Source organism: Acinetobacter sp. WC-141, assembly GCF_000313935.1.
In the GTDB taxonomy this organism is placed as follows: Bacteria; Pseudomonadota; Gammaproteobacteria; order Pseudomonadales; family Moraxellaceae; genus Acinetobacter.
In genome coordinates, this window is sequence record NZ_AMSS01000016.1 from 85,493 (window position 1) to 110,938 (window position 25,446).

Here is a 25,446-nt window from a genome sequence, read left to right on the forward strand (position 1 = left end):
CAAGTATACATTTTTTAATGAATTATTGACCGATTGGTAAAATTAAGCGCGCGCGCTGCTTTCACCATGTTCACGATCTAAACCAAAAGCGGTGTGTAGACAACGAACAGCAAGTTCAAGATATTTCTCGTCAATAATGACAGAAACTTTAATTTCAGATGTTGAAATCATGAGGATATTAATACCTTCATCAGCAAGGGCAGTGAACATCTTGCTCGCTACGCCTGCATGTGAACGCATACCTACACCCACGATAGACACTTTAACGATATCATCACGTGTTGAAACTTCACGTGCACCAATATTTTTGGCAGTTTCGTTTAAGATTTTTTCAGCTTTAGCTAAATCAACACGGTTTACAGTGAAAGTGAAATCTGTTGTGCCATCTTCTTCAACATTTTGCACTATCATATCGACTTCGATATTGGCATCACTTACTGGTGATAAAATTTTAGAAGCAATACCTGGTTCATCAGGTACACCTAAAATCGTTAATTTTGCTTCGTCACGGTTAAAAGCAATACCTGCAATAATTGGCTGTTCCATAGTATCTTCCGCCTCAGTAGTAATGAGTGTACCTACATTTTCTTTAAATTCGTCGTCAAACACGCCGTCGTTATCATTATCAAAACTTGATAATACACGCAAAGGAACTTGATATTTTCCGGCAAATTCTACTGAGCGAATTTGTAAAACTTTTGAACCTAATGAAGCCATTTCTAGCATTTCTTCAAAAGAAATACGGTCGATTTTTTTGGCTTTAGGAGCAACACGAGGGTCAGTGGTGTAAACGCCATCTACATCAGTGTAAATTTGGCATTCATCTGCTTTTAGAGCAGCAGCAAGAGCAACACCAGAAGTATCTGAACCGCCACGACCTAGAGTTGTGATATTTCCGTTAGCATCAAAGCCTTGGAAACCCGCAACAACAATAACACGGCCTGCATTTAGGTCATTGGTCATGACATCTGTATCAATAGACTCAATACGCGCCTTGGTAAATGCACTGTCAGTTTTAATACCGACTTGACGTCCGGTATAGGATTTAGCTTCCACACCAATCGAGTTAAGTGCCATAGCTAACATGGAAATCGTCACCTGTTCACCGGTTGAAACCATTTGGTCTAACTCGCGTGGGTCAGGTGTTTCGGTAATGGCTTTAGCGAGAGCTAGTAAGCGGTTTGTTTCACCACTCATTGCAGATACGACCACAACAACCTTGTGACCGTGATCATGCCAACGCTTCACACGACGAGCAACATTTAAAATGCGCTCGGGGGTACCCATAGAAGTACCGCCATATTTTTGAACGATTAATGCCATATCGCCTAAACCCTTATAATTAAACGGGAAAAGTATATTCTTGCTTCCTTGGTTTCATTATATGTACACCATTATGTACATAAATGAAATTGCTGAGTTTATCTAGCAAGCCGTGATTCGGCGGACAGTATATAGTAACGTAAATATGCTAACAATCATTGATCTGGACTAATTTCATCAAGTTTGCTGATTGTTAGCTTCTATATTACTTATATTGCTTTCTTTAACTGTTCTTTCTTTTGGCATTCATTTTCCCACTCAATCACATCAGAAGTGAGATATCGTTTCATTGTTCCGCCTTCTGAACCAAAAGCAGGCGCAGGAAAAGGAATGCCCCAAGGGGTTCTTTCTTCCCAGCGATTTAAAGTGCGCTTAGTAATATGAAACATCTCACACACACTATTGGATGTCAGATATTTATCCACTTTATCTCTCCTTACTTTCCGCTTTAACTTCTAATTCTGCAATTCTCGCCTTAAGTCTATAAAACTCATCGCGACAACTCGCTATTGCACCATTCCAAGCTATCCAACCTGCGTTAAATTCACTTTTTTTAGATGTGCATCTAAATCCACTTCGAGCTGCTTCACGATCTAAAAATCCATATTCCTCAGCAAGATCACAATAGTTTTCATACTGACGTTCAGCATCCTCAATAAAGTCAATCATCCCTCAGCTCCCGATTCACTTGGCACTTTATGAAAGTACATCCAATGAGTTGGTGGATCTCTCTCAAAATTTGCCCAATAGTGATTAATTTCTTCATCACAAGTCATGTAGTCAATTTCTGGTTGAACCTCAGGTGAGTCAGACCAACAAATTAAAACCATGGTATCTATTGGTGGCTCTTCATCCTTAACACTAATCCATGAAGGCACCGCCTGAGCTTTGGCTTTTTCTAGCTCTGCATCACGATGCTTTGCACATCTAAGCCAAGCATCCCAACGGCTATTCATGTTGCTTATTTCTTTTTGAGCAACTTCAGAAGGATTGTTTGATCTAGTCATAAACAGTTCATGCTCATGACTAAAAATAATGTCTCTTCTTCCTTTGTAATATTGGAAGGTATTTAGAAAAGCCTCTCTTTCCTTATTCAAATTAATCATTCACGCCACCATTTTATAAATACGTTTAACTTCATGATTAAGCTCATCCATTGCTGAGCGACCTTCTTTGAAATACTTCAACAGCATTAACTTGTAGCGCTCTTGAGCTGCTTTGTTCATCACACCCTTATCAGTCAAGGTGAGGGTAGCTTTATTGCCTTTAATCAGGTTCACGCCGTGCGGTGTGCCTCTTCCGCGATAACCAGCGTTAACATTGAAAACAATGAATTTCTCGAAAAGCTGCTGGGGTAGCAGCTTTGGTTCGAAAAGAAACTCTGGAGTAGTCTGTTTCGACATTAGAAAGGCTCCTCCAGTAAGTAATCAGGTTCAGCATCTGGTTGAGAACCTGCTGGATTCTCTAACTCGAAGCGGCGTTTTCTCACATACCCCATAAGCTTCGGTTGAATCTGTGGATCTCGTGCAGCCACATCAATTTCAAGTGCATCCAAGGTAGTAAGATCTGGGGCATTTTGGATCTGAACCATTAGAGAAGGTGGTTCACCTGAAGGAGACTTTTCTTTTTCCAACTCTTCAAGTCGTTTGTGAGTAGCCAATAAAAGAGGTTCCATTTGTTTATCTGACCACGTACGGGTATAGCGATAAACTGCATTCACTTCGTCAGGAGTTTTTGATTCCCTAACTCGTTGCAGAAGGGTATCAAGGTTTTTTTGATATTCAGGATCTAATATCGGGTCATTAGTATCTGGAACTAACTTGTCCTTAGAAGTGGTGACATTAGTTTGTTCAGTAATAACAATTGCAGGCTGAGTTTCTGCAGGAATAACTTCACTAGTCTTTTCAGCTTTTGTTTTTTTGCCTCTTTGTTTTTTAGGCTCATCACCAAGACGAATAACACTAAGATCATTATTTATTTCATAACCGAATGCTTTTGAAATAGCTTTTAATTGAAGCTTGGCATTTTCTGCATCACGCTGCACAAAACCACTATTAATAGCCTCAATGAGTGCAGAGGTTTTAAATCCAACAATATAAATGGAAGGTAAATATGTATTAATTACAAAAACATCCTGACCCTCTTTATACTCATCAATTGTCAATGGTCTAGTGAAGGTAATGCCTGCCAATTCATTAGTTTCAAGTTTGATGCAGAATTCATAGCCAGATTTAGCAAAGATGGTTGCAGGGAATTGGTCTAATTCCGAAAATTCCAGCATGTCACCCACTGGTCTACATAGAACCTTGAAGCCATTTAGAAGAGCATCAAAAGCTTCTGAAGCTGTAATTATATTATTCATGCTGTCATTCCCGTTTTTGCTAAAGTTTCAATGTCTTGTTTTACTGCCGTAAGTTTTGCCGCTTCAATTTGAGTAAGTGCATCAATACCGAAGTGTTCACATACTGTTTTCACATCGAGGCCACGTTCAGCAATAAAGTTTTGAAGTTCATCTCTTTGTTGATCTGAGATACCGTTAAATTCTGGTGGACTAATCCAAGTGCCACGTTGTTTATCAAACGTGCAATTCAATGCTTTAGCTCTCATTAACATTGCTTGTCGCATGTTCTGGTAATACATGTGTTCTTTATCAAGCGACTCAGTTAATTGATTTAGATCACCAGCATGTTCAGCTTCTTCACAGCTTTGTTTCCAATTTTCTAACTCTTCTTGAGCTTTAGCTGCAGCAAGTTGTGCCGGTGTTAAAGTGTTGATGTGGTCCTTAGCTTGAGCGATAAGATCAGCTAAGAAAGTTGGATGAGATTTAAGATCCGGAACCCATACCTCACCAGTTTCACCACCTAATGCACCTGAGTTTTTCGCGTGGTGAGTAGGAGAAGGTTTGAAACTGATTACACGGGCATTTTTACCTTCACTTGTCGTAACGGTTGTTAGATAGCCCATAATGTCTGCAATACGATAAAGCTCATTACGGTTTTTACCTCCTAGATCTGGACGATAAATAATTTGATCACCGTTTTGATCTTCAGAAGCATGAGCAATGAATACAACGTCTTTGCCAAGACTGATTAATGTGTTGATGTATTGTTTAAACGTTTGGTTAGCCAAGCCTTGAGCTTTTAACTTTAAAGAGCCATCTTTTTGACGGTTATTAGCTGTGAGCAATAGATGTGTCTTAATGCATTCAAGCATTGCTCCAACGGTATCAATGATTACTGTTTTATAAGGTGCTAAGTCCTGAGGAGTAAGGTTTGCTACATCACTCCATTGTTGAACTTGTACAACCGCGCCACGACGTAATTCACCAGTACGGTGAGCACCACGGTCAAAGTCAAATGAAATTGCTTTTTCCGCAGTAAAGCCCATTGACGATTTACCCAAACCCGGATCAGCGTATAGATACACAATAATTGCTTGAACTAATAAAGTTTGGTCAGCAGTAATAATAGGTAGAGCCATTTTTCTTATCCTTATTTTGAACCTGTAAAGCCGCGCTTCTTCTTATAAGCTTTGCGGTCATAAGTAGGGATATTTGTTTCACGCAGTTTTATTGCGAGCTGCTTTCTGCGTTGAAAGTCGATTTCTTGTGTGAGTTCATTCCAAACTTTTGGATAGTCGGTTTTGAACTTTTCAACGTCCAAAGGCGTCTTAACTCCGTCTTTAATTTTGTAAAGAACTGAGCCATTAGCATTAGATGCGTACACTTGCCAGCCAATGCGAACAGAGTAGAGTCCTGTATTATCACGGCCTAAATACGACTTGTAGCCGTCTGGATGATGCCTAACTTTTTGCATGATTAAGCCTCCTCGATCCAATGGTTACGGTCGATATAGCCAGCCAATAAAATATTTATATTTTTATGGTCATCATGATTGGTAAAGTCATTGAAAGACTTCCCGCTTAGATCCGTTACTGAATCAATAGCCAAATTTGTAATTTCAGCAGTTGTAAAGTCAGATCCAGCTACGCCATAGCTATCAGCTACGCCGTCAAAATCGAAGCTCACGTTTAGTTTGAAGCCGTCTATGCGGATAACAGCTACACCAGTTTTTTCACCAGTTTGCTTAATACCTAAAAGTTCATATTCAGAAGCAACTACTTGTTTGCTTTCATATGAGTAATTAGAAGGGACGCTAGAATTAGCGGTACGGTATTCACAAGAACCCAAGGCTACAAGTACAGCAATTGCTGTAACTCCAGTTACCTTGTGCTTGTTTAAAAAGGTTTTTACGTTCATAATTGATCTCGCAGTTTGCAAAAGCACATCGGACCTGGGGAGGGCGGTGTGCTTTTTTGTTGTCTACGAGATAAATATTAGGTAAACCTAATTATTAAGTCAATAGGTGTTCCTAATAAAATTAGAAATACCTAATTTTTGTGTTTTAATAGACAAAAGAAAACCCACCGTGGTGGTGGGTTGGGGTTATATAATTTAGATCATACAATTTCTAAAATTGTAACTTTTGAAGGAATATAACTACGCTTTGTTTTATTAAATTTACTATGCACAATAATATTAGCTTTAATTTTTCTTTTTCCATGCAATTTATCAGGATTAATTGAGTCTGCTAAATCAAAGTTAACACGAGCTTCAAAGAGGTCTGGTACTATTCCTGCCCATCCTGAGTTGGTTTTATCTCTGTCACTAGCATAGATGTATACATCTTGATTTTTTAATAGTTCTTCTTTTTGCTCTTGTTCTGGTGGCTCGTAGTGCTCTGGTACTTGATTAACATATTTTGAATCAAATGAAACTTGTTTTATGTGGCTATCATCTTGAAGCTCAATACTAGAGTTGGGATCATCTTTTGTTGGTTTGGCAAAATTAACAGCATCCTTTGCAACTTGTTTTTGGGGCAGCTTTTCCAGAATTTTTTGCGTTTCTTCAGGTGATAAAATCATTGTTCCAGAGCCATTCATGATACCGTTATTAACAATTGTTACTGGTGCTGGTGTAGGCTGCGAAGTGTTTTTGGTAGCAATTGCATAATTAAAACCTGTTGCCACAATGGCACCCATGCTAAAAATAACAATATTATTCATAGTTTTGCTATCCGAAACCACGTCTTTAATAAGCTGCTTAGCATCATCTACTAACTTTTCACCACGTTCGTATTTTGCATCACCTAATACCTGACGAAGAACAACTTTGATATCTAAACTACCACTTTCTAAGTGATTGATAAATACTTGTGAGTCATAAACCTTGATACCAGGATAAGCCGCTTCTACAAATTTAGGAGTCTTATGTAGTATGCTCTCAATTGACTTTAAGGCATCAATAATTTTAGGAATAGGCACAATATTTTTAGTAGAATAATAAACTGTAAATTCCGTTTCCACTATTACTTCATTTGCGTCTAGAGTTGCAGTAGCTTGCATATTTCCCCCTCCCGAACCGTTGTAAAGACTGTGTCGGGTTCACAGTTTTATTAATCTTTGGTGTTATTAATTTTCTGTCCAAGCTTTCCTTCTTTTACCAACTGCACGACCTGCTCATTAGTAAGCACAGGAATAAAGACCTTATCGCCAATGTCTTTAGAAAGAATCTTTACTTCTTCAGCAGTCAGCACCAAAGCTTCACCATGTTTAGCTGCATCATTGATACGAGCAATAATCTGGTTGATTGGTAGTTTTGAATTGTCCATAAGTCTTCCTGTGATTAATGCGAATAAGGATGTTCTTGTCTGTGCTGACTTGGTGGTACGATGTCAGTAATAGCTGTAATGCTTTCTACCTCATCCATTTCAAAGAAAAATCGCTCACCACCATTCACAGAAAGCAAGCTTAAAACCCCGCCATTTATGCCAACAAATTCTTTAATTGTGCATCTTCCATCCTTCAAGCACACCTGAACAAACTCATTCGGCACGAGTTCCGCATCTGGATCACAAACCACATACCATCCATTACGGATAGCTGGAAACATTGAGTCGCCAGTGCCTTTAATACCATAGGCTCTTGGTCCTGCTGAGTGAGTTGGAACATACCCATCTCCAGCATTGCCTTCATAACCCATATCTGTGAAATAGCCATCCATGCCCATCTTGGAGTAAGCTTTTACAGGAACCCAACGCTTAGATGATGGGATAAACGGTTTTTCGATAATTGTTGAAAATAAAAGTGCTTCATCACTATCACTAATATTGTATTTCTTTTTAAATTTCTCGATATCAAGTTGCTTAAATTTATCCTTAGTGCTTGTTTGAATCTCTCCTGTTCCAGATGCTAGCCATGAAGGATTAACATTCAAAAATTTTGAAGCACGTAATAAATTTTCTCCTTCCATTGTTTTGGATTTACCAGATAGCCAATCACTCACAGAAGGAGGTTTTACTCCGACTGCACGAGCAAGTTCGACACCTTTGATCTTTTTAGGTGGCAATACTTCCATGGCATATCTAAGTCGTTCAGCAAGAGTGTTCATACAACTATCCTCACAATGTTAGGAAATCCTAACATAAATAAAATTAGGTATTCCTATTGATTTAATATAAGGAATGCCTAATAATTAAAGAAAAATTAGGAGCACGTTATGAATGACGCACAACTTATAGACAAGCTAGGTGGTGTCACAGCGGTAGCAAGACTTCTGGGGATTGCTCCGTCATCAGTTAGTGGATGGAAAGCTATTCCCCTTGATAGAAAAATCAGGTTAGCAGTTATTGCTGAAGATCTTGGTTTAACAACACGAAAAGAGCTTTTCCCTGATAACTATCAAGATATTTGGATTGAACTTCGTCCCCAGACGACAAAATGTAGAAACCTTGGATCATTAACCGCTTAGGACCTTACCTATGAGCAAAGTATCAAATGAATTGCCTGCAAGCGCTAGCAATAACGAGTCGCTCATATTGCAAGCACTTAACGCTAGCAACCAAAGACAAGTAGCAGAGATGATAAATGTCGATGCGAGCATTCTTTCACGGATGAAAACAGAAAAGAAATCAAATGGATGGACTGAGATTGAGTTTATTAGCTTTTTGTTGACAGCCATTGGTTTGAAGGTTGTGCAAGAAAGTGATGTGTATTGCTCACCTGAAATTGCAGAAGCAACACGAGTTTATTTAGCACATGCATTCACTTCACCAGAGTACATGCGGATTTTATTCAAATAAAAAACCACTACCTGCGGGAACAGGAGTGGTTAGGCATTCAATTGAGGTGAATCAAATGAACACAAACAATTTATCAGAACAACCAATCGAACTCAACTCACCAGAATTTTTAGTGGGTGACGTTGTAGTACTTACTAAAGAGTGCCGTACTTTCAAATCAAATGATTTGTTTGAAGTTAAAAACAAAACTTTGACTAGTTTATGGACCATCAAATCAGAGAATCATTTGATTCTGGTTTCTTCAAAAGAAATCCGCACAGCAACAGTTGCAGAACTTAATGCCAAACGCCGACTAACAAGCGCTGAGCAAGCATTAGCGGAGGTGTCATGAACAGCTTTACACACCAAATCAAAGATTCTCGTCAGCAAAGTGAAATCCAATCTTTTTATGAGCCTGCATTGCGAGTGCTTGGGCACCTATTTGAGGTGAAAAAGCAAAATTTACGTAACAAAGGTTATGACGAAAATAATGCAGCGGTAACCAAAGTTGAATTTTCAGAGGCTATGGCTCGTCAATTTCGCATAACGCAGTGGTTGGCACAGCAGATTGTAACCAGCTTAACCAAGGCGTGTTTGGTTGATTCTTTTGGAGGCTATGTTAAGCCAAAGGATGGTGAAAAGTGAGATATGCAGTAAGAAGAAAACAAGATATTTCCGTTTCCACCACACCGCTAGAGGTGGTAATTCCACTGGAGCAACCAGTAAAGATCTATTCGGCTAAAGAATTAGCAGCCATGCCACTTTCAGTTATGAATGCCGCAATTGAGGCTCAGGAAAGATTTTATCAACTTGAAGAATTAACTCATATGGGGGGGCAGGCTATAGCAGTTCGCCGTCTCATGGAGGATGGGCACAAACTAATTCAGGTGAAAGAAAAGTCTCGTACTCGCTACAAAATCAACAACGAATTTATTCCTCCAAGAATTATTCGTCAGTTAGAAATGCGCGGTCTTGTCAAATTAGGAGCAGTCACTGATGTATAAATATCTCCACCATATCAGCGACTTTATGGTTGCTACAGCGCACCTTAGCCCAGTTGAAGAGTGCTTTTACCGTCGTGCTCTTGATTTCTATTATTTGAATGAAAAACCATTACCCAAAGAAACCCAGTCGGTTTTTCGTCGGTTACGTGCAAATACCCAAGAAGAAAGGGAAGCAGTATTAATTGTGTTGCAAGAGTTTTTTGTGGAAGAGGAAGACGGGTTTCACAACAAACGTTGTGATTCAGAAATCGCCGCTTATCAAAAAGTAGGGGATAAAAATCGTGAAAATGGTAAGAAAGGTGGACGTCCACGTAAGGAAAAACCAAAAGAAAACCAAAGTGAAGGCGACTCGGTTAATTCTGAAAACCCACAAAAACCCAGTGGGTTAATTTTGGGTTCTGAAAGTGAAAGCCAAAAAAACCTTAACCATAAACCGTTAACCGATAACCAATATATAGATAGTAGTAGTAATGCGCGTGAAGAAAATTCGCAATTTACACCAATCCAATTTGCTCAGTATCAGATCGATGATCACAAGCGTTACTCAATGCGTGAATTCATTTCTGAATACAGCGAGTTTCAATACGATTTCATCTCACTTGCTCAACAAAGATTTGTTTCTGTACCTGAAATCGACTTGAGAACCATGATTCAAAATTTCGGTGACTGGTACTTTGCAAACGAATCAAGTTCGTTGAATACACCAAGCATCTGGCTGGTTAAGTGGTTCTCTTGGGTTCAAAACAACGAGAAACAAGTTGCTGCTAACCGCAAGAAGCAAGAGCAAATCAATTCAGCTGTTCAAAAACCACAAGAGTCGGGTTACTTCGCCAATCTTTTTGAAGAACAAATCGAATCTCAAATCGTGGATGTAACCCCGGCAAAAAAGTTTCCAATGATTGAGGAGATAGGTCATGCATGAGATTACCTTGAACGAAGTGCGTCAATTAATCGCTTCTCTTCGCACTGTTTACGCTGCTCAGTTCAATAAGCAATTTCCAGCAACAGGCGAAAGTGCAATTCCTCTGTCAGTGGTTGAGCAAATCGCACTTAAAACACTGGTTGGCGTTCAACAAAACCAATTTAACAACGCACTTGCTCGATTACTTACAGCAGGTGGACGCTTTATGCCGTCATTTGCCGAGTTTCGCACCTGGTGTATCGGTGAAAGTTGGATGTCTCCAGAAGAAGCTTGGTCTCGCGCATGTAAGTTTACAACTGACCGTTCCGTGGTTATTACCCAAATCACTAAGTACGCCTTAGACGAGGTTATGTATTTGATCGAAGCCGGCCAAATGCGAGCAGCTCAAGATAATTTCTTCGGGACATACAACGTGATGGTGGCTAAAGCTCAGTTAAAAGGCCGTCAGCAAGAGTTTTACACTCCACCGCTACAACTAGAGCATAAAGAACCTGAACACACCCCAGTAAGCAATGACGAAGCGCAAAAGCATCTCCAATCATTGATGGAACGTTTAAAAATCAATGGTCGTAAACCTGCACCAGTACAAAAACTTCAGGCAAAAGAAAAAGAGCCTGAGCTTGCAAAGGAATTAGGTCCAGATCCTTTCGATAATCCGCAGGAATACGCAGAGATGTGCCGCCGTGAAGGTATGCCTATTCCAAGAAATATTCTGCAGTTAATTGAAGGGGCGAATGTATGAAACCAGAACAGTTTATTCGTGAGAAAGGTTTGGATAAGTGTGGAGACGAGTTTGAACAGCATTTTTTAAGCCTTCCTTTTTCTAATTCCGAGGCTGCCCAAAAGTGCTTGGATGCGTGTGATTTTGATGTCAAACAAAATGCTTTCATCCCTAATGCTAAGTGGTTTAACAACAATGATGTTGATGAGGGCGTTATTTATTGCTGCATGCTTAACACCGCATATATGTCTTTTCTGAAGCAGCAAGCGAAAGTGGAGGGGCTTAAAGCCACGATAAAAGGCAATCATGGACGCATAGCAGAACTTGAACGCTTAAACCGTGTAAAGGCTCAGGCTATTCTCGATTTACATCAAGAAATTAAAGAGCTTAAAGCATCTCATCACGGTGAAGTGATTGGTCATGAGGTTCACTTAAAGAATATCAAGCAAGAGCGTGACGAATTGCAAACCCTGTACACCCAGCAAGGCATAAACATGTTTAAGCTGCAAAAGCGGGTGGATGCAGTAATTATCGAAATTGAAAATATGTATTTATCAGGTGCCATTGGTTTTGACACGGTTAAGAAGTTAGAGCAAGCGCTCAAGGGGGGAGGACAGTGAGTAATATTCCAGAGTATTTTATCAATAAGATTAAGAATGAAAAACCACATAAATGGATGCAGGTAAATCAGACTTTACTTATGTCAACCCATCCATATGTGCTGTATCAATTGCCAGATGGTACAGAGGTGTACGGGAATTCCGAAAAGCATCTTGTTATTGAGCCAAATGATAAGAGTTGGACAGTTAATTTCTTCAATCCAAAAACTAAAGAATTTGAGTACTTAACATCAGAAGAGAAAGACTGGGTCTTTTGTAGTAGTGATCTTACAAGGGACTGTCACTATGAATTTACGGAGGTTGAATACACATCAACTAATGGCTACATAAAGTTTGATATTGCTCAGTGGCTTCATAAGCATGTATCGAAAACACTAACTCTAGATGAAGACTTTTACTTCTATGGCGTAGTTAAGCTAGGCAATAAAGAATTTGAACTACAGCGCTATTTTGAGAATTACGCGAGTGTTGAAGGTAGAAAGCAACTGTACTTGGTGTTTAAGAGAGAGAACGATGTTTATAACGTCACAGAAGAATTAAAGCGATATTTCGCCAAGAAGAAAATGCCAGATGACATTGAAATAGTTTATTCAAAAATTCAAAAGAATGAGATGACCATTGAAGATTTTGAGCTTTGGGTGAGAGGTGACCAATGACCACATTCAAAGAGGCTCAAATCATCATCGGCATCGATCCTGACTTAGAAAAGTCGGGAGTTGCCATTCTTGGTAGTGATCTTCAACTCAAAAATCTGACTTTTCCTGAAACTGTTGAACTATTCAGAAATGAACAGGACAGCATCAAGAAGGTAGTGATTGAAGCAGGTTGGGAGAACAAGAAAGCGAATTTCCGAATAGGTGGGCATCACTCAAGACAAGTGAACGAGCAAATTGCTAGACGTGTTGGGATGAATCATGCGACTGGCATCTTATTAGCAGAAATAGCACAAGCATTGGGTCTAGCGGTTTTACTGGTGAAGCCAACGAAATCAAAGCTCAATGCAGAGCAGTTTAACAAGATTACTGGTTGGCAAGGTCGAACGAATCAAGAGCAGCGTGACGCAGGCATGTTGATCTGGGGTATGAACGGGAAGAAGGTGGCGTGATGGTCTTTTACGAAGTTGGGACATACGAACAACACGAAGAAGGATTTCATGCTTTCTTTCGCACACAGTTTGAAGATAAGGCTGAGCAAGTCAAAGCATGGGCAGAGGAATACCAAGCTAAGACACCTGAATGGCCTACAGGTGAGACGGATGAAAAGCAGATTCAATATATGGATCTGGTACGCAAGCTTGATGATGAATTTGCGGAACTGATCGGCAAGAAGTTCCCAATATCAAACTATTCAAAAGACATGTACTCAATACTTATAAACAAAGCAGAATTAGACGATTAAGGGTGACGGTATGAATGCAGTAGCAGTTGAGAAGTTTGAACGTTTTGAATGGTTGACTCATGGTTTAACTGCGAGTTCACCAAGTATTGAGCCAGTGGTCCGCGGAACAGGAGAGAAACCATTGAACTATCAAGACCGCTTGGGTGCTATTGCTTCAATGGATACCCAACTCGAAAAAGCAGTTGCGTCAGTAATAATCTTTGGCGAAAAAAGCAAGGGTGACTTTGATTATATATTGAAGCATCTTGCAAGCATTATGATTGTTGGGGCGCATGATGATAAGCGCTCTAAACCTAAAAACATCAAGTTAGAGGATCTAGCAAGAAAGGTTGCTTGGATGGTAACTATGTTTGCACTCAAGCCGGGTATGGAAGATAACTTTACAGCTAAAGGTAGATTGCAATTAGCAGCAGGCATTAAAGAATCAGAGATGACTTTGAAAGCTTATGATGGCACATGGAAGCAGTATGAAAAGTTAATGTGTCTTGCTATTGAGTCAGCAATTGATGGTGCCTCAAAGGCAGTAGAAAAGTACAAGAAAAGCACTTACAAAGAAATGTAAAATAATTCTAGGAATATTTCCCTGATGGATATATAGTATTCCTATACTGGTCGTATTACGGATTTCCGAAGACCAACACATCAAAGCTCACTTGATCGTGGGCTTTTAATTAGGATTTGAGAAAACATGAAATTTATCGTATATTAAACTTACTATAAGATGTCTATTTCCATTATAGTGTTTTTCAGTTTAAAAGCTTAGTCCGTACTTTCCCCAAGGTACGGATTTTTTTTATTTTTTGCTATATAGTCCAGGCTGGTAAAAATGAATATCTGTGTTGGTGGTGAATTAGATGGGCAAGTGATCGAAAAAGAAGGCAGATTACTTAAGGCTTCTGACATTGATCCATCATTCAAAACTGAGTACTACAAGCAAGTTTTTAACCGTGACAACATTAATTATCATTTTTGGCTACCAATAGGGTCCAACTTGCATGAAATGTCAAAGCGAGTTTTGGATATTTTGAGAGTATCAAAAAATTAAGCTTAAAGTATATTGTAAATACATCTTCTAACTTGTATGATATGTCACAAATACTGCGCTGAAAGTTTTTTGTTTTTTGACCCGTTTCTTTTTAGAAGCGGGTTTTTTAATTTTTCTTTATGTATTTAAATTAGATGAAAGTATATGTTGCTTTTATTAGGTAGCTTATTGTTTACTTCGCATTAAAATTATTCTTTCTAAGAAGTTAATAAAATGAAAAATTATTTAATAGGGTTAGTTATTACTTTGGGTATTAGTGGATGTGTATCTATACCGTCCATAGACTTTTTGCAGCAAAAAGTTGAAAGGTTTAATCCAGTTAAAAATTGGATTAGTGTTGATACCGCTCCAGTCAAGGATATGCCAAATGGCAAAGAAATCTTTAAGTTGAAAGGGGGAAGTGAAGTTTATGTATTCTGGTACCAAGATGAATGGGCGTTATTAAATCCAAATATGGATAGACAACAATGGATTGATACTAAATATTTGTGCAGTTTTGCTGGTTGTTATACTCCACCAGTCACCTATAGATATTCAAAAGGGAGTTTTGATAACAGACAGCCTGTTTACTCAACTCCTCAAAGAGAATCAAAAGGCTATAATAATACTAGAACTAGAAGTTCTACTACTACACGGACTCCAAGAAGTTATAGTAAAACGACTAATAACTCTTGTTACTGCACATCTGGAACTTATTGTGTTGGGCCTAGAGGTGGACATTACTGCCTTAATAGCACAGGTTCAAAAAGATATCTTCCACGATAAACTGTATAAGCTTTAAGAAGCTCTGCTAAATATCGATTATTGGCGGGGCTATTTTATTGTTAAGTATTTCTGTAAGATCTGAGAGTTGCTTTAAACAACAATAAACCTTAATGATCAGCGCAAAAGTCATAAGGGGAAAGCCTACTTGAAAGAGTAGGCTTTTTTTATGAGAAATCATTCAAGTTCAAGTTGATTGTCATCCTTAGTAACTTTTATTTTTAATTTTTTGTATTTGCGTTTGTTTGGATCTAAAGCGGAGTTTGATACTTCATCGGCAAATTTAGGATTCTGCATTAATTCGTAATAGGTTTTATACCCAATACGAATTCTAGTTGGTGGGCAGTCAGTTCTTTTTGAGTAATATTCAATCTGCGAATTTAATTCGTCTAAAAGTGTTTGGTGTTCCATTGTGTTATTGATTTTGGCAGTTAGGTAAACTAAGGATACTGTAATTTACAAAATCAAGCAGAAGTAATTGATACACATTGTGTTTATAGGTTGTAATGGTTAGTGCATTAATAAGATTAAATGTGACTTATTTAACAAAAAAAGTGTTGAGTGAAATTTAATCAAAATGTCACATGGCTGGTTTAAATTATATTTATAAAAATAAAAATGATAGAAGATTGCAACGGACAATAACTATGCAAGCATGATTCTCAAACGATTGAATTAAGCTGACTCTAACAAGTTGGCTTTTTTTTAGCTATCGATTTTTAAATGTGCTAGCCGGGAAATACGGCAAAGCCTCACTATTGATTAGTGGGGGCTTTTTCTTTTTGTGTTAAGCTGATCTCCATAATTTTATGGATTAGTACAATGTTTATTTGTGTTGATGGTGAACTCAATGGGCAAGTGATAGAAAAAAAGGGGCGTTAAGAACAAAGATGTATATAAATATTATAAAACTCAGTAATTGCATAATAAATTCAAATATTTACTTAAAATCAGGGTGACAGAATTTAAACAATCTTTACCTAGGCGAAGGATTTAGTAAATCAAATAAACATTATTTTAGACGGATAATTATAAAAAACGGAGTACAAATGTCGTGAATAAGAATGTAGAGCTAATAAATTACATTGATGTAGCTGAGACAGTTTACGAACGGGTATATGAAAATAATAAAATTTCAAATAATTTGATCGTTAATCTAAATCGCATTATGGCTGAGATAAAGAATCAAGCTGCAGAAAAAAGACTCAAATTGAAGTACAGCTCACTAGACTTTGAACATTGTTTAAGTTTGCCTTTAGCTGATCGCAAGATAAAAGTAGATTTAAGTCTTATACCTCATTTTGAAGATCGTGAAGAAAGTATTTTGTGGTTAACTAACTTTATTGGAAAAATTTGTGAGCCCAGAAAGATGCAAAGACAGAAAAAAAATCTTCATTAAGTACCTGTGAATTTTAGATGAACAGCCCTTAAAGCGGTTTTTTTATTGCTAGTAGAATATTTAAGGTATCTTTTCTAATAGGCACATACTATTAGAGTGTTTTTTATTTATTTTTTAGATTGAAAAGATTGCTATTTGAGTAATTTAAATATAAAAATCTTTATTGATTGAGCGTAGTTGTTATACAGGATATTTATAAGGATTTTAAAATGACAATTATCACATTGCTTGATGTTGAGACGAAGAAGAAGGTGATAGTTCGGTCCGTAATAGACCCAATAGCAAGAATAGACAAAAAAGGGAATATACAAATTATTCAAATTCATAAATGGCTATATGATGAATCTGGAGATTTCGTTGATGAAGACTTATATGAGGCACTCAACAATGGAGAAGTTGGAATATACTTAACTTTGCAGTATATGATCATTGATATTGAAAATTAATTATTTTTTATTTTTAGTCAGTGTGATTTCTTACTCTCTAGAGCCTAATGGTTACTACACATAAGACCTTATTAAGTATTACCTATTGATGGGCACATATTCTTTATAAGTCTTGATAAGTAAAAAAATTATGTAGGCTAAAAATAAAACCATTTAAAAAAAGAAATCTTTATCTATTTAAATATGAATATTTGATATTTTTAATTCAATCCCTATTGCTAGTGCTTAAATATTATGCCAATATGAAGTTGGAGATATTTCCGAATAGATATTTCCTATTTCAGGTCTAAGCGTTTTTTTTCGCTAAGCCCATTTCTGAATAAAAATAGGAAGTGGGCTTTTTTATTTTTAAATATTTCTGTATTATCAGTGTGTTGCTGTAGGTAACACTAAACCTTGTTGATCAGCGCAAATATCAAAAAGGGGGAGCTTGCCTACTAGGCAAGCTTTTTAAATTGATGATTTAAACACAATAATCCATTTTAAAGCTCAATAGAAAAATCAAACTTCCATAGCTTTTATTCGTACTAATTTATTGAATATAATCGTTTTTATAATTTTTAAAATTTCCTTAAACTAAAAATGGAAAATTTCTTGTTGCAACATTGTTATAATAGGACTACCTTAAGAAAAATACTTTATAAAAATGAGGAGCTGCTGAAATGCCACAGTGTCTCATGTTTGCGGAAAATATTTATAACAAAATTAAAGATGAGGAATTGTTTTCACATGACTGTATTGAAAATATGAACTTACTTATGACATGTATACGCAGAGAAATTGAGGGAACAGAATTTAAATTAAAATTTAATTTTATTGATTTTGTTGAATTGTTCAGTAGACCATTAGATGAATGTAAAGTAAAAATAGATGTGAGTTTGATTCCTCCTCATAATTCAGAAGGTGAGTATATTTTATGGTTAGCTGGATTTATCGAAAAAATTACAGAAGGTGGACCTAAACCACCTCCGCCTATAAAGAAATTTATTCCAGAGTATAAGAGCTTGAAATCTGAATTAGATTTTTTACCTTTAAATGAGGAAAAAATTCAAACCGAAGGTAAAGAAATTACGGATTACTTTAATTCAAAGCTTTATAAGGCAACTTTTAAGAAATAATAGTTAGTTGTCTCTATTTTTTGCCACCGCCTTAGGGCGGTTTTTTTATGGGTGAGAATAATGGATTCTACAGAATACTTTTGGCTTACACGAAAAAAAGAACCTAAAACTAAGTCCAAATCTAGACCACTACCTAAAGCTACTCAAAAGTACTTAGAGGCTGAAGAAGAATTTACTCAAGCTTTAGATAATCTGGAAATTAAATACGAAAAGAAATTCCAGTTTAAATCTACAAAGCATTGGCGTTTTGATTTTCTTTTAATTGAACATCGTATTTTAGTTGAAATTGCTGGCGGCCCTTGGTCGGGTGGACGTAAAGGTAAGCTTAAAAACAAAGCTTGGAGTCTTGATCGTTATGATGTGGCTGAAGAGATGGGCTACACAGTAGTTCGCATAGAGACGGCTTCAAGATGCCGCATTGATGAGTCAGGACCTTTGCAGTTAAGGACTGAATACGCTAGTCAGTGGCTTAAAAATTTAAAGAGGCACATATTTAATGGATCAGATCAGACCATTTCCTCCAACTGATTTTATGGATCAGGCAGATGAAGAAGAAGCAATTCGATTGGCGCCAGCCCCTGATTTAATGAATTGGGTAATTGCAAATTTTTTAACTATTGGTGGTCCTTTGCATAACCCTGACCATGACCATATTGCTGAACTAATACATGACAATGAGGAGTTCATGGCTTTTGCTTGGGCATCATCGGCTTGTATGGCTAAAAAGCGCATGGTTTTAGGCCAATGTGAAAAAGTTATGTTTAATCAGGGCGGGTGGAAAAAAGCTCGTCAAGAGCAGCAAATGCGCGATTGGTTTGGGTATGTGCCTGTGTACCTCATCACAATTGATGCAAGTCATTGCGATCAGGCGACTGATCGTGATTTCTGTGCATTGATAGAGCATGAGCTTTACCACATAGGAGTTGAACGTGATGAAGATGGTGATCCGTTAATTAGTGAAATGACTGGTTTGCCTAAACACTATTTAGCGGGCCATGACGTTGAAGAATTTGTTGGCGTAGTTAAAAGATGGGGAGCGGACGAAAGCGTAAAGCGACTAATTGAAGTGGCGAATCAAGCGCCGTTTGTATCAGATGTGAATATTTCAAAGTGCTGTGGGACATGTTTAATAAGTTGAGCCTTCGGGCTCATTTTTTTGCCATGTTTCCTTGACGTACCTTGACGGATAGAGAGAAATGGCGACCTTAAACAAAAAGCAGAAACTCTTTATTGTACAATCGCTTGCTGCGTTTAATACCCCTCAAGAAACAGTAAGTCTCGTCAAGGAAGAATTTGACATTGATGTTTCGAGACAGCAGGTAGAGTCATACGACCCTACAAAGTTTGCTGGTAGAGATTTAAGTAAAGAGCTCAAGGAATTTTTTGAAAAAACTCGAGAAGAGTATTTGAGTCAGCCACTGAATAAAATTAGTGGAGCAAATGACATTGTTCAGTTGAAGATTTTAAGTGATTTGCTTTGGACTAAAAAAAACAATGTGACCATGACTATTAAGATCGTGGACCAAATACAAAAGATTATGAAAGGGTTTTATGACAAGAAGGGGGAACAAGCTAATAAAGGTAATCCTGACGCAAACCAAACCAAAGCTGAAGTAGAGCTTGAGATTAAAAAGCTCGAACTTCAGAAGTTACAGCGTGAAGTGAATCCCCCTGAGTATCGTCCACCTGAAGAGGATTACAAGCTTGTGCTGAATCCTGATGAGGAGATACCAAATGAGCCAATTCTTTAATCCTCCAGAAGGTTCAGTTCAATTAACACCTAAACAAGCAAACATCTATTTATGGGGTTGGCAAAAAGAAGCCCGATTCCGTGATGCTGTTTGTGGTCGACGTTTTGGTAAGACTTTCTTGGCCAAAGCGGAAATGCGAAGAGCAGCTAGACTTGCCGCAAAATGGAATGTTTCTGTTGAAGATGAAATTTGGTATGCAGCGCCTACATTTAAGCAAGCAAAACGGGTTTTCTGGAAGCGATTAAAACAAGCAATTCCGGCATCTTGGCGAGCTGGAAAGCCGAATGAAACTGAATGCTCAATTACTTTAAGAAGTGGCCATATCATCCGAGTTGTAGGTCTAGATAACTATGATGACCTTCGTGGATCTGGTTTATTTTTCTTAATTATTGATGAATGGGCAGATTGTAAATGGGCTGCATGGGAAGAAGTACTTCGCCCGATGCTTTCTACTTGTAAATATGTGGTGAATGGAGAGCAGCGAGTAGGGGGTCATGTTTTACGTATTGGTACGCCTAAAGGCTTTAATCATTGTTATGACACATTCATGGATGGTCAGCCCGGTCATGAACCAGATTGTAAAAGCTTTTCTTATACATCCCTTCAGGGGGGAAATATTCCTGAGTCTGAAATCATTGTTGCAAAGCGCAAAATGGACCCTAAGACCTTTAGTCAGGAATATGAAGCAAGCTTTGAGAGCTATCAGGGTGTTATCTACTATTGTTTTAATCGGTTGCTAAATGCATCAACTGAAACAGTTAAGGTAAATGATGTACTTCATATTGGGATGGACTTTAACGTAACCAAGATGGCTGCTGTGGTGTATGTTCGACGTGGTGAGCATATGCATGCGGTCGATGAGTTCGTAAATCTATTCGATACTCCAGCAATGATCGAGGCTATCCAAGAGCGTTATCCAGATCATGAGGTTGCGATTTATCCCGATGCTTCAGGTGAGAACCGGAAGTCGAGCAATGCTAGTGAAACGGATCTGGCTTTATTAAGAAAGGCTGGTTTTAAAGTCCATGTGAACAGTAGAAACCCAGCAGTTAAAGATCGTATTAACTCAATGAACGGTATGCTCTGCAATACTTTGTCTGAGCGTAGATTATTCGTAAATGTAGATAAATGTCCTCACTTTGCCAAATGCCTAGAGCGACAAATCTATGATGATTATGGACAGCCGGATAAGAGTGCCGGTTTTGACCATATGAATGATGCAGGTACATATCCAATCGCTTATTTATTCCCGATCGACAAGAAATCTGTTGGAGTTCGAAGGATTCGCGGAATGTCTTAAACAACGCACCTTTAATGGTGCTTTTTTATTGGTGTTTTTATGGCAGTTACTGATAAACATCCGCAGTATATTGCTGCACAAAAAAGCTGGTTGATTATGCGTGACGCCGTTGCCGGTGAAGAGCAGATCAAACAGGCACAAACAAAGTACTTGGCTAAATCGGCTGGCATGATTGAAGCTGAAAAGCAGGGAGATACAGCTGGAGAGATTTACAAAGCTTATTTAAGCCGTGCTCAGTATCCGTTATGGGTTCAAGATTCTCTTCGCACGATGATTGGTTTGGTTTCAAAGTTAGATCCAAATATTGTGATTGAAAGCACTTTGCTGCAAGGGCTTATCACGAATGCAACCAATGACGGATTTGGTCTTAAACAGCTCTTTATCCGAATTTGCTTAGAGTTATTGGAATATGGTCGCTGTGGATTGCTGGTTGATGTCGATGCTAATGGCGTGCCTTACTTCGCGCTTTACGATGCTTTATCCATTATTAACTGGAAAGAAAACAGTATTGGTGGCCGCAAAGATCTAAAACTATTAGTGCTTGAGGAGCAATTTGATAATAGTGAAGATGAATTTGGCCATAACACAAAGACAGTTCATCGTGTTTTATCTATGACAGACGGCGCTTTATCAGTTCGATTATTTGATGGCTCTGTTGAAGAAGATAAAACGCCAGATCTCGGCGGTAATCAGCTATCTTTCACGCCGTTTGTTTTCTGTGGTACGACCGATAATTCTCCACAAGTTGGAACGGTACCATTGCTTACTATGGCCAAGGCAGCACTCAAGTATTACCAGCTTAGTGCGGACTATTTTCAGTCACTTCACCATACAGCGCACCCGCAACCATGGATTAACGGTATTGATGATGAAGATCCCGATCTTAGCGTTACAGGTGTAATGGCTGTCTGGAGCCTGCCCAAAGATTCGCAATGTGGTTATTTGGAAATTTCAGGTAATGGTATTGAACTCACTAAGCATGAAATGGATGCGCAAAAGAATGCCGCTCTAGAAGCTGGAGCAAAGGTGATTGATACCAACTCACAAGAATCAGGTGAAGCACGACGTGCGCGTCAGGATGACCAACAAGCAAGCCTACATAGCATTGTCACTTGTGCTGCTGCGGCTATTGAGCAGGCTATCAAATATGCTGCCCAATGGTTAAAGCTAGATCCATCTAAATACTCTTTTACGGTCGATCCTGAATTTATTGTTCAGCAATACGATATCAATCTTGCTAAGCAACTATATGAAGGCGCCATAGCTGGAAAGAATTCGTTCCAGACCTATTGGGAATATATCGCTACTGGTAAGTTGCCAGCTCATGATTTTCAGGAAGAGTTGAAGCGTGTTGAAAGTGAGCGAGATAGTTTGCCGCTTTAGGAGTAATAAATGGCCTCAGAAGATAAATCACTGCTCGAGGTATTAACTCAACATCAAGCATATTTGTTCCGGGCATCGTCTCAATCAGTTAATGAATTACTAACAATCTTTAAAGATGAGTCAGCTTTAATGCTGGCAAAGCTTCGGGATTTGTTGGATGAGTTAAATGATTCTGAGAAAGCAGCCCTTGCAGCGGGTCTTTACACAACGGCCAACCTCAAGGAGATACGAGATTTAATATCCGGTTGGCATACAAGTCTAAATTCTTCATTGCCTGAAGCATTTGCAGTTTCAGCAACTGCAATGGCTGTATATGAGGCTAATTACACAGCTAAGTTATACGGCGGCAAGATTAAGAAACCTAACGGTGAAAAGCTGTTTACTGCCGCTAAGAAAGTCCCTTTAGTTGGTGGAGCTCTTGTAGATGATCTTCTAAGTAAGATTGCTGAAAGTGCACGTCAAAAGGTCGAATATGCTATCCGTGATGGGATTAGCTCAGGCAAAACTAATCAGGAAATAGTCCAGCGGATTCGTGGTACAAAGCGCCTTAATTTTGAAGATGGGCTATTAAGTGGCTCAAAGTCTGATATTGACCGTACCGTGAGAACAGTTCGTAGTCATGTAGCCAATCAAGCATATCTAAATAGCTTTAACCAGATTGGTTTTGAATACGTAAGACTGGTAGCTACATTAGACGGAAGAACATCTAAACTGTGTGCTTCACTTGATGGTGCGGTTTGGGAGATTAACGATCCAGCAAAACGGGTACCGCCGTTACATCCTAACTGCCGGAGCATTTTGGTACCAGTCGAAAAAGATGGTCTGCTTGTTGGCGAACGGCCATTTGTAATGGACGAACGTCGAGTTAAAGACATTCCAAAAGATGAGCGAAGCCAATTAATAGGGCAGCTAGATGCCAACACTACATTTAAAGAGTTCTTCAAAAAGACAGATGACTTCTTCCAAAAAGAGTGGCTAGGGCCGAAGCGTTACAAGCTCTATAAGGAAGGGAAATTTGATTTTGATAAGTTCTTCGATCCTGAAGGGCGATTGTACACATTAGACCAACTTCGAAAGTTGGATGAGCAAACCTTTAAGGAGTTGGGTTTATGAGTGAGTCAAAAGTTAGACATTTAGTACTTAAAAGAGTTTCAGATAGATCTTCTCATCTCGCCCTTTGTGACGAGGAAATAGGTATTCCATTAGCTGGATTAACCTCTGTAAAGATGAATTGTGGTGTTTTTGAGGGTCCAGCGACTATTACAGCAACATTTGATGTAGGTGGTCCTCAAGGAATCCGCTTGGTTGGTGACGAACCTAGACAAAGGGTTTGGGGTGCAAAGGAAACGTAGCTAAAGGTACTACAAATGTCTGAAAAGCAAATCAATATGTCAGATGCTCAATATATTCTGAGCACAAAATTAATTCTGGTGCCTTTTCTTCGAATTAAGATTTCAAGAGCCATGGCAATTTATGGTTTTACTTTTGAAAGATTAAAAGCAATCGCACTCATCAATTAGAACTTAATTTTTAACCTTAGCACCTTCGGGTGCTTTTTTTGTGAGTATTAAAATGAGCAAGAAACTATTAACAGCATCTATGGTTGCATACATTGGTACTAGGTCAGTTTTAGCAACGCCCATGACGCGTGGTGAATACAATGAATACCAAGGGTGGCAAATCCCTGAAAATGAAGACCCAAGTGATCCTGGTTATTTAATCGAATACAAAGATGGTGGCAAGGCTAATCATCCAGATCATGAAGGTTATATTTCTTGGTCGCCAAAAGATGTTTTTGAGCATTCATATCAACTAGATGGTTTTCAAAATTGTGTAATGGGCCGTGAAATTCATAAAGATGATAATGGAGTAACAGTTACCCATAACGAAACTGTTAAAACCCGTGATGGTGAACAGTCTCTTGAAACCGGTCATTTCTATGACATCGTAACTGGAGATTCACTTACTCCAATTCAATTTCAACTTGGTCCAGTTAAGGAAGTTGGAGTAAATGGCATCACGAATGAAGCATTACTTGCGATAGTTTTACATCGTTTACGTGTTCTGAATGAAAAGTTTCCTTGCCGCGAAAATTCACTTGCTATTACCAATATTGAGCAAGGTCAAATGTGGCTAGAGCAACGTACCCGAAATCGTCAGAAGCGTGGTGTTGAAGGTTTTAACATCGCTTAACTTTATTAATCGAAATACAGCGTCCTAATGGGCGCTTTTTTAATGCCTGAAGCTAAGCAGAGGGTTCAACAATTAAACCCGCTAAGCGGTATCTCTAGGAGATTTTTAAATGCCAGACGAAATCAAAGTTGATTTGGAAAATCCTGAAATTAAAGCAGCTATTCAAGCCGCCGTTGATGAAGCTGTTAAAGGTCTTAAAGATAAGAACGCTGAACTTATCAAAGATAAAAAAGAGTTGAAAGATGAACTAGGTTCATTGAAATCAAAGGTTGAGGGTTTAGATCTGGATGCAATCAAGGTCCTGCTTGATAAATCAAATCAGGATGAAGAATCCAAACTTATTGCAGAAGGCAAGATTGAAGAAGTCATTCAGAAACGTACCGATAAGATGCGTGAAGAGCATGCCCGTTTGCTCAATGCCGAAACTACGCGAGCTAACAATGCTGAAGCTTATGCGAATAAGTTTAAGCAATCGGTCGTGCAGGGCCAGATCGTTCAGGCTGCTGTTGAACTTGAAGCTTTACCAGAAGCGACTGCAGATATCGCATTTCTTGCCCAGTCTAAATTTGCTTTAGACGAGGACGGCAAAGCGGTAGCTGTTGACGAAAACGGCGAAGTAATCATTGGTAAAGATGGCAAGACGCCGTTATCACCAAAAGAGTGGGTTGAATCCCTGCGCGAGCAAAAGCCGTACTTCTGGCCTAAACCTAATGGTATGGGTGCACCAGGTAGTAACAACTCAAAAGGTCAACCTGACATCTTAAAAGCAGATGGCACGGTGAATATGACCAAATTGGCGCAATTACGAAATGAAAATCCGCAACTAGCTAAAGAGCTAGCGGCAAAACACGGTATTAAACTTTAAGGAGTAAAGCCTAATGGCTGAGACAAAAATTGCTGATGTAATCGTACCCGAGTTATTCACACCGTACGTATTAAATAA

Annotated in this window: 40 protein-coding genes; 27 read left to right on the forward strand and 13 right to left on the reverse strand. The window is 38.5% G+C overall.

Annotated features, from left to right (window positions below; genetic code table 11):
- Positions 1-42: 42 nt before the first annotated feature.
- The 12 genes from ACINWC141_RS03085 to ACINWC141_RS03140 all read right to left on the reverse strand — a co-directional run bounded on the left by ACINWC141_RS03085 (position 43) and on the right by ACINWC141_RS03140 (position 7,771).
- Positions 43-1,323 carry an aspartate kinase gene (locus tag ACINWC141_RS03085; protein WP_009387738.1) on the reverse strand — a complete coding sequence of 427 codons (1,281 nt, stop codon included), beginning with the start codon at positions 1,321-1,323 and terminating at the stop codon, positions 43-45.
- 209 nt (positions 1,324-1,532) lie between these two features.
- Positions 1,533-1,748, reverse strand: coding sequence for a hypothetical protein (locus ACINWC141_RS03090; RefSeq protein WP_009387837.1), 216 nt, complete (start codon positions 1,746-1,748; stop codon positions 1,533-1,535).
- A 1-nt stretch (position 1,749) separates the two neighbouring features.
- Positions 1,750-1,992, reverse strand: a complete 243-nt coding sequence (locus tag ACINWC141_RS03095; protein WP_009387730.1) for a hypothetical protein — start codon at positions 1,990-1,992, stop codon at positions 1,750-1,752.
- Positions 1,989-2,429: a DUF551 domain-containing protein gene (locus ACINWC141_RS03100; RefSeq protein WP_009387724.1), complete on the reverse strand. Its 441-nt coding sequence runs from the start codon at positions 2,427-2,429 to the stop codon at positions 1,989-1,991. The genes ACINWC141_RS03095 and ACINWC141_RS03100 overlap by 4 nt, the downstream gene beginning before the upstream one ends.
- A complete protein-coding gene (locus ACINWC141_RS03105) occupies positions 2,430-2,726 on the reverse strand; it encodes a hypothetical protein (RefSeq protein ID WP_034677459.1) in 297 nt (98 codons plus the stop codon).
- A complete protein-coding gene (locus ACINWC141_RS03110) occupies positions 2,726-3,685 on the reverse strand; it encodes a hypothetical protein (protein WP_009387819.1) in 960 nt (319 codons plus the stop codon). Before ACINWC141_RS03110 ends, ACINWC141_RS03105 begins: the two co-directional genes overlap by 1 nt.
- On the reverse strand, positions 3,682-4,803 hold the full coding sequence (locus tag ACINWC141_RS03115) for an ATP-binding protein (RefSeq protein WP_009387816.1): 1,122 nt from the start codon (positions 4,801-4,803) through the stop codon (positions 3,682-3,684). The genes ACINWC141_RS03110 and ACINWC141_RS03115 overlap by 4 nt, the downstream gene beginning before the upstream one ends.
- 11 nt (positions 4,804-4,814) lie before the next feature.
- A complete protein-coding gene (locus tag ACINWC141_RS03120) occupies positions 4,815-5,138 on the reverse strand; it encodes a hypothetical protein (RefSeq protein ID WP_009387807.1) in 324 nt (107 codons plus the stop codon).
- Positions 5,139-5,140: 2 nt separating this feature from the next.
- A complete protein-coding gene (locus ACINWC141_RS03125) occupies positions 5,141-5,581 on the reverse strand; it encodes a hypothetical protein (protein WP_009387804.1) in 441 nt (146 codons plus the stop codon).
- A gap of 200 nt (positions 5,582-5,781) precedes the next feature.
- Positions 5,782-6,726, reverse strand: a complete 945-nt coding sequence (locus ACINWC141_RS03130; RefSeq protein WP_009387828.1) for a hypothetical protein — start codon at positions 6,724-6,726, stop codon at positions 5,782-5,784.
- A 50-nt stretch (positions 6,727-6,776) separates the two neighbouring features.
- Positions 6,777-6,992, reverse strand: coding sequence for a hypothetical protein (locus ACINWC141_RS03135; protein WP_000370477.1), 216 nt, complete (start codon positions 6,990-6,992; stop codon positions 6,777-6,779).
- Between the two features lie 14 nt (positions 6,993-7,006).
- Entirely contained in the window at positions 7,007-7,771 is a 765-nt protein-coding gene (locus ACINWC141_RS03140) for a LexA family transcriptional regulator (RefSeq protein ID WP_009387746.1), read from the reverse strand.
- A gap of 108 nt (positions 7,772-7,879) precedes the next feature.
- Between ACINWC141_RS03140 and ACINWC141_RS03145 the strand changes: the two genes are divergently transcribed.
- The 14 genes from ACINWC141_RS03145 to ACINWC141_RS19260 all read left to right on the forward strand — a co-directional run bounded on the left by ACINWC141_RS03145 (position 7,880) and on the right by ACINWC141_RS19260 (position 14,916).
- Positions 7,880-8,131: a Cro/CI family transcriptional regulator gene (locus tag ACINWC141_RS03145; RefSeq protein WP_000996058.1), complete on the forward strand. Its 252-nt coding sequence runs from the start codon at positions 7,880-7,882 to the stop codon at positions 8,129-8,131.
- A gap of 10 nt (positions 8,132-8,141) precedes the next feature.
- On the forward strand, positions 8,142-8,462 hold the full coding sequence (locus ACINWC141_RS03150) for a hypothetical protein (protein ID WP_000049332.1): 321 nt from the start codon (positions 8,142-8,144) through the stop codon (positions 8,460-8,462).
- A 55-nt stretch (positions 8,463-8,517) separates the two neighbouring features.
- A complete protein-coding gene (locus tag ACINWC141_RS03155) occupies positions 8,518-8,793 on the forward strand; it encodes a hypothetical protein (RefSeq protein ID WP_009387771.1) in 276 nt (91 codons plus the stop codon).
- On the forward strand, positions 8,790-9,086 hold the full coding sequence (locus ACINWC141_RS03160; RefSeq protein WP_001084132.1) for a hypothetical protein: 297 nt from the start codon (positions 8,790-8,792) through the stop codon (positions 9,084-9,086). Before ACINWC141_RS03155 ends, ACINWC141_RS03160 begins: the two co-directional genes overlap by 4 nt.
- On the forward strand, positions 9,083-9,445 hold the full coding sequence (locus tag ACINWC141_RS03165) for a hypothetical protein (protein WP_034677468.1): 363 nt from the start codon (positions 9,083-9,085) through the stop codon (positions 9,443-9,445). Before ACINWC141_RS03160 ends, ACINWC141_RS03165 begins: the two co-directional genes overlap by 4 nt.
- Entirely contained in the window at positions 9,438-10,367 is a 930-nt protein-coding gene (locus ACINWC141_RS03170) for a YdaU family protein (protein WP_009387736.1), read from the forward strand. Before ACINWC141_RS03165 ends, ACINWC141_RS03170 begins: the two co-directional genes overlap by 8 nt.
- Positions 10,360-11,109, forward strand: coding sequence for a hypothetical protein (locus tag ACINWC141_RS03175; RefSeq protein ID WP_009387843.1), 750 nt, complete (start codon positions 10,360-10,362; stop codon positions 11,107-11,109). Before ACINWC141_RS03170 ends, ACINWC141_RS03175 begins: the two co-directional genes overlap by 8 nt.
- Positions 11,106-11,708, forward strand: a complete 603-nt coding sequence (locus tag ACINWC141_RS03180; RefSeq protein ID WP_009387757.1) for a hypothetical protein — start codon at positions 11,106-11,108, stop codon at positions 11,706-11,708. The genes ACINWC141_RS03175 and ACINWC141_RS03180 overlap by 4 nt, the downstream gene beginning before the upstream one ends.
- Complete coding sequence (locus ACINWC141_RS03185; protein WP_009387812.1) at positions 11,705-12,364, forward strand: hypothetical protein; 660 nt, start codon at positions 11,705-11,707, stop codon at positions 12,362-12,364. The genes ACINWC141_RS03180 and ACINWC141_RS03185 overlap by 4 nt, the downstream gene beginning before the upstream one ends.
- Complete coding sequence (locus tag ACINWC141_RS03190) at positions 12,361-12,813, forward strand: RuvC family protein (RefSeq protein ID WP_009387790.1); 453 nt, start codon at positions 12,361-12,363, stop codon at positions 12,811-12,813. The genes ACINWC141_RS03185 and ACINWC141_RS03190 overlap by 4 nt, the downstream gene beginning before the upstream one ends.
- On the forward strand, positions 12,813-13,106 hold the full coding sequence (locus ACINWC141_RS03195) for a hypothetical protein (RefSeq protein WP_009387789.1): 294 nt from the start codon (positions 12,813-12,815) through the stop codon (positions 13,104-13,106). The genes ACINWC141_RS03190 and ACINWC141_RS03195 overlap by 1 nt, the downstream gene beginning before the upstream one ends.
- Before the next feature lie 10 nt (positions 13,107-13,116).
- Complete coding sequence (locus ACINWC141_RS03200) at positions 13,117-13,668, forward strand: hypothetical protein (protein WP_009387779.1); 552 nt, start codon at positions 13,117-13,119, stop codon at positions 13,666-13,668.
- A 264-nt stretch (positions 13,669-13,932) separates the two neighbouring features.
- Positions 13,933-14,151 (forward strand): hypothetical protein, encoded by a 219-nt coding sequence (locus ACINWC141_RS03205; protein ID WP_009387778.1) that lies wholly within the window; start codon positions 13,933-13,935, stop codon positions 14,149-14,151.
- Between the two features lie 213 nt (positions 14,152-14,364).
- Positions 14,365-14,916: a hypothetical protein gene (locus ACINWC141_RS19260; protein WP_009387802.1), complete on the forward strand. Its 552-nt coding sequence runs from the start codon at positions 14,365-14,367 to the stop codon at positions 14,914-14,916.
- Between the two features lie 174 nt (positions 14,917-15,090).
- Here the strand turns inward: ACINWC141_RS19260 and ACINWC141_RS20350 are convergent, their stop codons facing one another.
- Complete coding sequence (locus tag ACINWC141_RS20350) at positions 15,091-15,324, reverse strand: hypothetical protein (protein ID WP_000401163.1); 234 nt, start codon at positions 15,322-15,324, stop codon at positions 15,091-15,093.
- A 643-nt stretch (positions 15,325-15,967) separates the two neighbouring features.
- Here ACINWC141_RS20350 and ACINWC141_RS03220 point away from each other — a divergent pair.
- The 13 genes from ACINWC141_RS03220 (at position 15,968) to ACINWC141_RS03275 (ending at position 25,368) form a co-directional block, all read left to right on the forward strand.
- Positions 15,968-16,312: a hypothetical protein gene (locus tag ACINWC141_RS03220; protein WP_034677473.1), complete on the forward strand. Its 345-nt coding sequence runs from the start codon at positions 15,968-15,970 to the stop codon at positions 16,310-16,312.
- Between the two features lie 209 nt (positions 16,313-16,521).
- A complete protein-coding gene (locus ACINWC141_RS03225; protein WP_000152660.1) occupies positions 16,522-16,758 on the forward strand; it encodes a hypothetical protein in 237 nt (78 codons plus the stop codon).
- 662 nt (positions 16,759-17,420) lie between these two features.
- Positions 17,421-17,876: a hypothetical protein gene (locus ACINWC141_RS03230; protein WP_009387764.1), complete on the forward strand. Its 456-nt coding sequence runs from the start codon at positions 17,421-17,423 to the stop codon at positions 17,874-17,876.
- 60 nt (positions 17,877-17,936) lie between these two features.
- Positions 17,937-18,404 carry a hypothetical protein gene (locus ACINWC141_RS03235; protein ID WP_009387786.1) on the forward strand — a complete coding sequence of 156 codons (468 nt, stop codon included), beginning with the start codon at positions 17,937-17,939 and terminating at the stop codon, positions 18,402-18,404.
- The gene (locus tag ACINWC141_RS03240; RefSeq protein WP_009387769.1) at positions 18,373-19,014 is read left to right on the forward strand and encodes a putative metallopeptidase; all 642 of its coding nucleotides are present in this window, start codon (positions 18,373-18,375) and stop codon (positions 19,012-19,014) included. Before ACINWC141_RS03235 ends, ACINWC141_RS03240 begins: the two co-directional genes overlap by 32 nt.
- Before the next feature lie 58 nt (positions 19,015-19,072).
- Positions 19,073-19,627 carry a DUF2280 domain-containing protein gene (locus tag ACINWC141_RS03245; protein ID WP_009387751.1) on the forward strand — a complete coding sequence of 185 codons (555 nt, stop codon included), beginning with the start codon at positions 19,073-19,075 and terminating at the stop codon, positions 19,625-19,627.
- On the forward strand, positions 19,611-20,927 hold the full coding sequence (locus tag ACINWC141_RS03250) for a phage terminase large subunit family protein (RefSeq protein WP_009387784.1): 1,317 nt from the start codon (positions 19,611-19,613) through the stop codon (positions 20,925-20,927). The genes ACINWC141_RS03245 and ACINWC141_RS03250 overlap by 17 nt, the downstream gene beginning before the upstream one ends.
- 39 nt (positions 20,928-20,966) lie before the next feature.
- On the forward strand, positions 20,967-22,310 hold the full coding sequence (locus ACINWC141_RS03255; RefSeq protein WP_009387739.1) for a DUF4055 domain-containing protein: 1,344 nt from the start codon (positions 20,967-20,969) through the stop codon (positions 22,308-22,310).
- A 9-nt stretch (positions 22,311-22,319) separates the two neighbouring features.
- Positions 22,320-23,423, forward strand: coding sequence for a minor capsid protein (locus tag ACINWC141_RS03260; protein WP_009387755.1), 1,104 nt, complete (start codon positions 22,320-22,322; stop codon positions 23,421-23,423).
- Positions 23,420-23,662, forward strand: a complete 243-nt coding sequence (locus ACINWC141_RS03265; RefSeq protein ID WP_034677476.1) for a hypothetical protein — start codon at positions 23,420-23,422, stop codon at positions 23,660-23,662. The genes ACINWC141_RS03260 and ACINWC141_RS03265 overlap by 4 nt, the downstream gene beginning before the upstream one ends.
- A gap of 15 nt (positions 23,663-23,677) precedes the next feature.
- Positions 23,678-23,830 (forward strand): hypothetical protein, encoded by a 153-nt coding sequence (locus ACINWC141_RS20260; protein ID WP_002047127.1) that lies wholly within the window; start codon positions 23,678-23,680, stop codon positions 23,828-23,830.
- Between the two features lie 121 nt (positions 23,831-23,951).
- On the forward strand, positions 23,952-24,503 hold the full coding sequence (locus ACINWC141_RS03270) for an Acb2/Tad1 domain-containing protein (RefSeq protein ID WP_009387756.1): 552 nt from the start codon (positions 23,952-23,954) through the stop codon (positions 24,501-24,503).
- A gap of 109 nt (positions 24,504-24,612) precedes the next feature.
- Entirely contained in the window at positions 24,613-25,368 is a 756-nt protein-coding gene (locus ACINWC141_RS03275) for a hypothetical protein (RefSeq protein ID WP_009387726.1), read from the forward strand.
- Positions 25,369-25,446: the final 78 nt, after the last annotated feature.

Coding starts and splice junctions, on each gene's coding strand:
- ACINWC141_RS03085 (WP_009387738.1), bottom strand. CDS start 1,323: ATGGCATTAATCGTTCAAAAATATGGCGGTACTTCTATGGGTACCCCC.
- ACINWC141_RS03095 (WP_009387730.1), bottom strand. CDS start 1,992: ATGATTGACTTTATTGAGGATGCTGAACGTCAGTATGAAAACTATTGT.
- ACINWC141_RS03100 (WP_009387724.1), bottom strand. CDS start 2,429: ATGATTAATTTGAATAAGGAAAGAGAGGCTTTTCTAAATACCTTCCAA.
- ACINWC141_RS03105 (WP_034677459.1), bottom strand. CDS start 2,726: ATGTCGAAACAGACTACTCCAGAGTTTCTTTTCGAACCAAAGCTGCTA.
- ACINWC141_RS03110 (WP_009387819.1), bottom strand. CDS start 3,685: ATGAATAATATAATTACAGCTTCAGAAGCTTTTGATGCTCTTCTAAAT.
- ACINWC141_RS03115 (WP_009387816.1), bottom strand. CDS start 4,803: ATGGCTCTACCTATTATTACTGCTGACCAAACTTTATTAGTTCAAGCA.
- ACINWC141_RS03120 (WP_009387807.1), bottom strand. CDS start 5,138: ATGCAAAAAGTTAGGCATCATCCAGACGGCTACAAGTCGTATTTAGGC.
- ACINWC141_RS03125 (WP_009387804.1), bottom strand. CDS start 5,581: ATGAACGTAAAAACCTTTTTAAACAAGCACAAGGTAACTGGAGTTACA.
- ACINWC141_RS03130 (WP_009387828.1), bottom strand. CDS start 6,726: ATGCAAGCTACTGCAACTCTAGACGCAAATGAAGTAATAGTGGAAACG.
- ACINWC141_RS03135 (WP_000370477.1), bottom strand. CDS start 6,992: ATGGACAATTCAAAACTACCAATCAACCAGATTATTGCTCGTATCAAT.
- ACINWC141_RS03140 (WP_009387746.1), bottom strand. CDS start 7,771: ATGAACACTCTTGCTGAACGACTTAGATATGCCATGGAAGTATTGCCA.
- ACINWC141_RS03145 (WP_000996058.1), top strand. CDS start 7,880: ATGAATGACGCACAACTTATAGACAAGCTAGGTGGTGTCACAGCGGTA.
- ACINWC141_RS03150 (WP_000049332.1), top strand. CDS start 8,142: ATGAGCAAAGTATCAAATGAATTGCCTGCAAGCGCTAGCAATAACGAG.
- ACINWC141_RS03155 (WP_009387771.1), top strand. CDS start 8,518: ATGAACACAAACAATTTATCAGAACAACCAATCGAACTCAACTCACCA.
- ACINWC141_RS03160 (WP_001084132.1), top strand. CDS start 8,790: ATGAACAGCTTTACACACCAAATCAAAGATTCTCGTCAGCAAAGTGAA.
- ACINWC141_RS03170 (WP_009387736.1), top strand. CDS start 9,438: ATGTATAAATATCTCCACCATATCAGCGACTTTATGGTTGCTACAGCG.
- ACINWC141_RS03175 (WP_009387843.1), top strand. CDS start 10,360: ATGCATGAGATTACCTTGAACGAAGTGCGTCAATTAATCGCTTCTCTT.
- ACINWC141_RS03180 (WP_009387757.1), top strand. CDS start 11,106: ATGAAACCAGAACAGTTTATTCGTGAGAAAGGTTTGGATAAGTGTGGA.
- ACINWC141_RS03190 (WP_009387790.1), top strand. CDS start 12,361: ATGACCACATTCAAAGAGGCTCAAATCATCATCGGCATCGATCCTGAC.
- ACINWC141_RS03195 (WP_009387789.1), top strand. CDS start 12,813: ATGGTCTTTTACGAAGTTGGGACATACGAACAACACGAAGAAGGATTT.
- ACINWC141_RS03200 (WP_009387779.1), top strand. CDS start 13,117: ATGAATGCAGTAGCAGTTGAGAAGTTTGAACGTTTTGAATGGTTGACT.
- ACINWC141_RS03205 (WP_009387778.1), top strand. CDS start 13,933: ATGAATATCTGTGTTGGTGGTGAATTAGATGGGCAAGTGATCGAAAAA.
- ACINWC141_RS19260 (WP_009387802.1), top strand. CDS start 14,365: ATGAAAAATTATTTAATAGGGTTAGTTATTACTTTGGGTATTAGTGGA.
- ACINWC141_RS20350 (WP_000401163.1), bottom strand. CDS start 15,324: ATGGAACACCAAACACTTTTAGACGAATTAAATTCGCAGATTGAATAT.
- ACINWC141_RS03225 (WP_000152660.1), top strand. CDS start 16,522: ATGACAATTATCACATTGCTTGATGTTGAGACGAAGAAGAAGGTGATA.
- ACINWC141_RS03230 (WP_009387764.1), top strand. CDS start 17,421: ATGCCACAGTGTCTCATGTTTGCGGAAAATATTTATAACAAAATTAAA.
- ACINWC141_RS03235 (WP_009387786.1), top strand. CDS start 17,937: ATGGATTCTACAGAATACTTTTGGCTTACACGAAAAAAAGAACCTAAA.
- ACINWC141_RS03240 (WP_009387769.1), top strand. CDS start 18,373: ATGGATCAGATCAGACCATTTCCTCCAACTGATTTTATGGATCAGGCA.
- ACINWC141_RS03245 (WP_009387751.1), top strand. CDS start 19,073: ATGGCGACCTTAAACAAAAAGCAGAAACTCTTTATTGTACAATCGCTT.
- ACINWC141_RS03250 (WP_009387784.1), top strand. CDS start 19,611: ATGAGCCAATTCTTTAATCCTCCAGAAGGTTCAGTTCAATTAACACCT.
- ACINWC141_RS03255 (WP_009387739.1), top strand. CDS start 20,967: ATGGCAGTTACTGATAAACATCCGCAGTATATTGCTGCACAAAAAAGC.
- ACINWC141_RS03260 (WP_009387755.1), top strand. CDS start 22,320: ATGGCCTCAGAAGATAAATCACTGCTCGAGGTATTAACTCAACATCAA.
- ACINWC141_RS03265 (WP_034677476.1), top strand. CDS start 23,420: ATGAGTGAGTCAAAAGTTAGACATTTAGTACTTAAAAGAGTTTCAGAT.
- ACINWC141_RS20260 (WP_002047127.1), top strand. CDS start 23,678: ATGTCTGAAAAGCAAATCAATATGTCAGATGCTCAATATATTCTGAGC.
- ACINWC141_RS03270 (WP_009387756.1), top strand. CDS start 23,952: ATGACGCGTGGTGAATACAATGAATACCAAGGGTGGCAAATCCCTGAA.
- ACINWC141_RS03275 (WP_009387726.1), top strand. CDS start 24,613: ATGCCAGACGAAATCAAAGTTGATTTGGAAAATCCTGAAATTAAAGCA.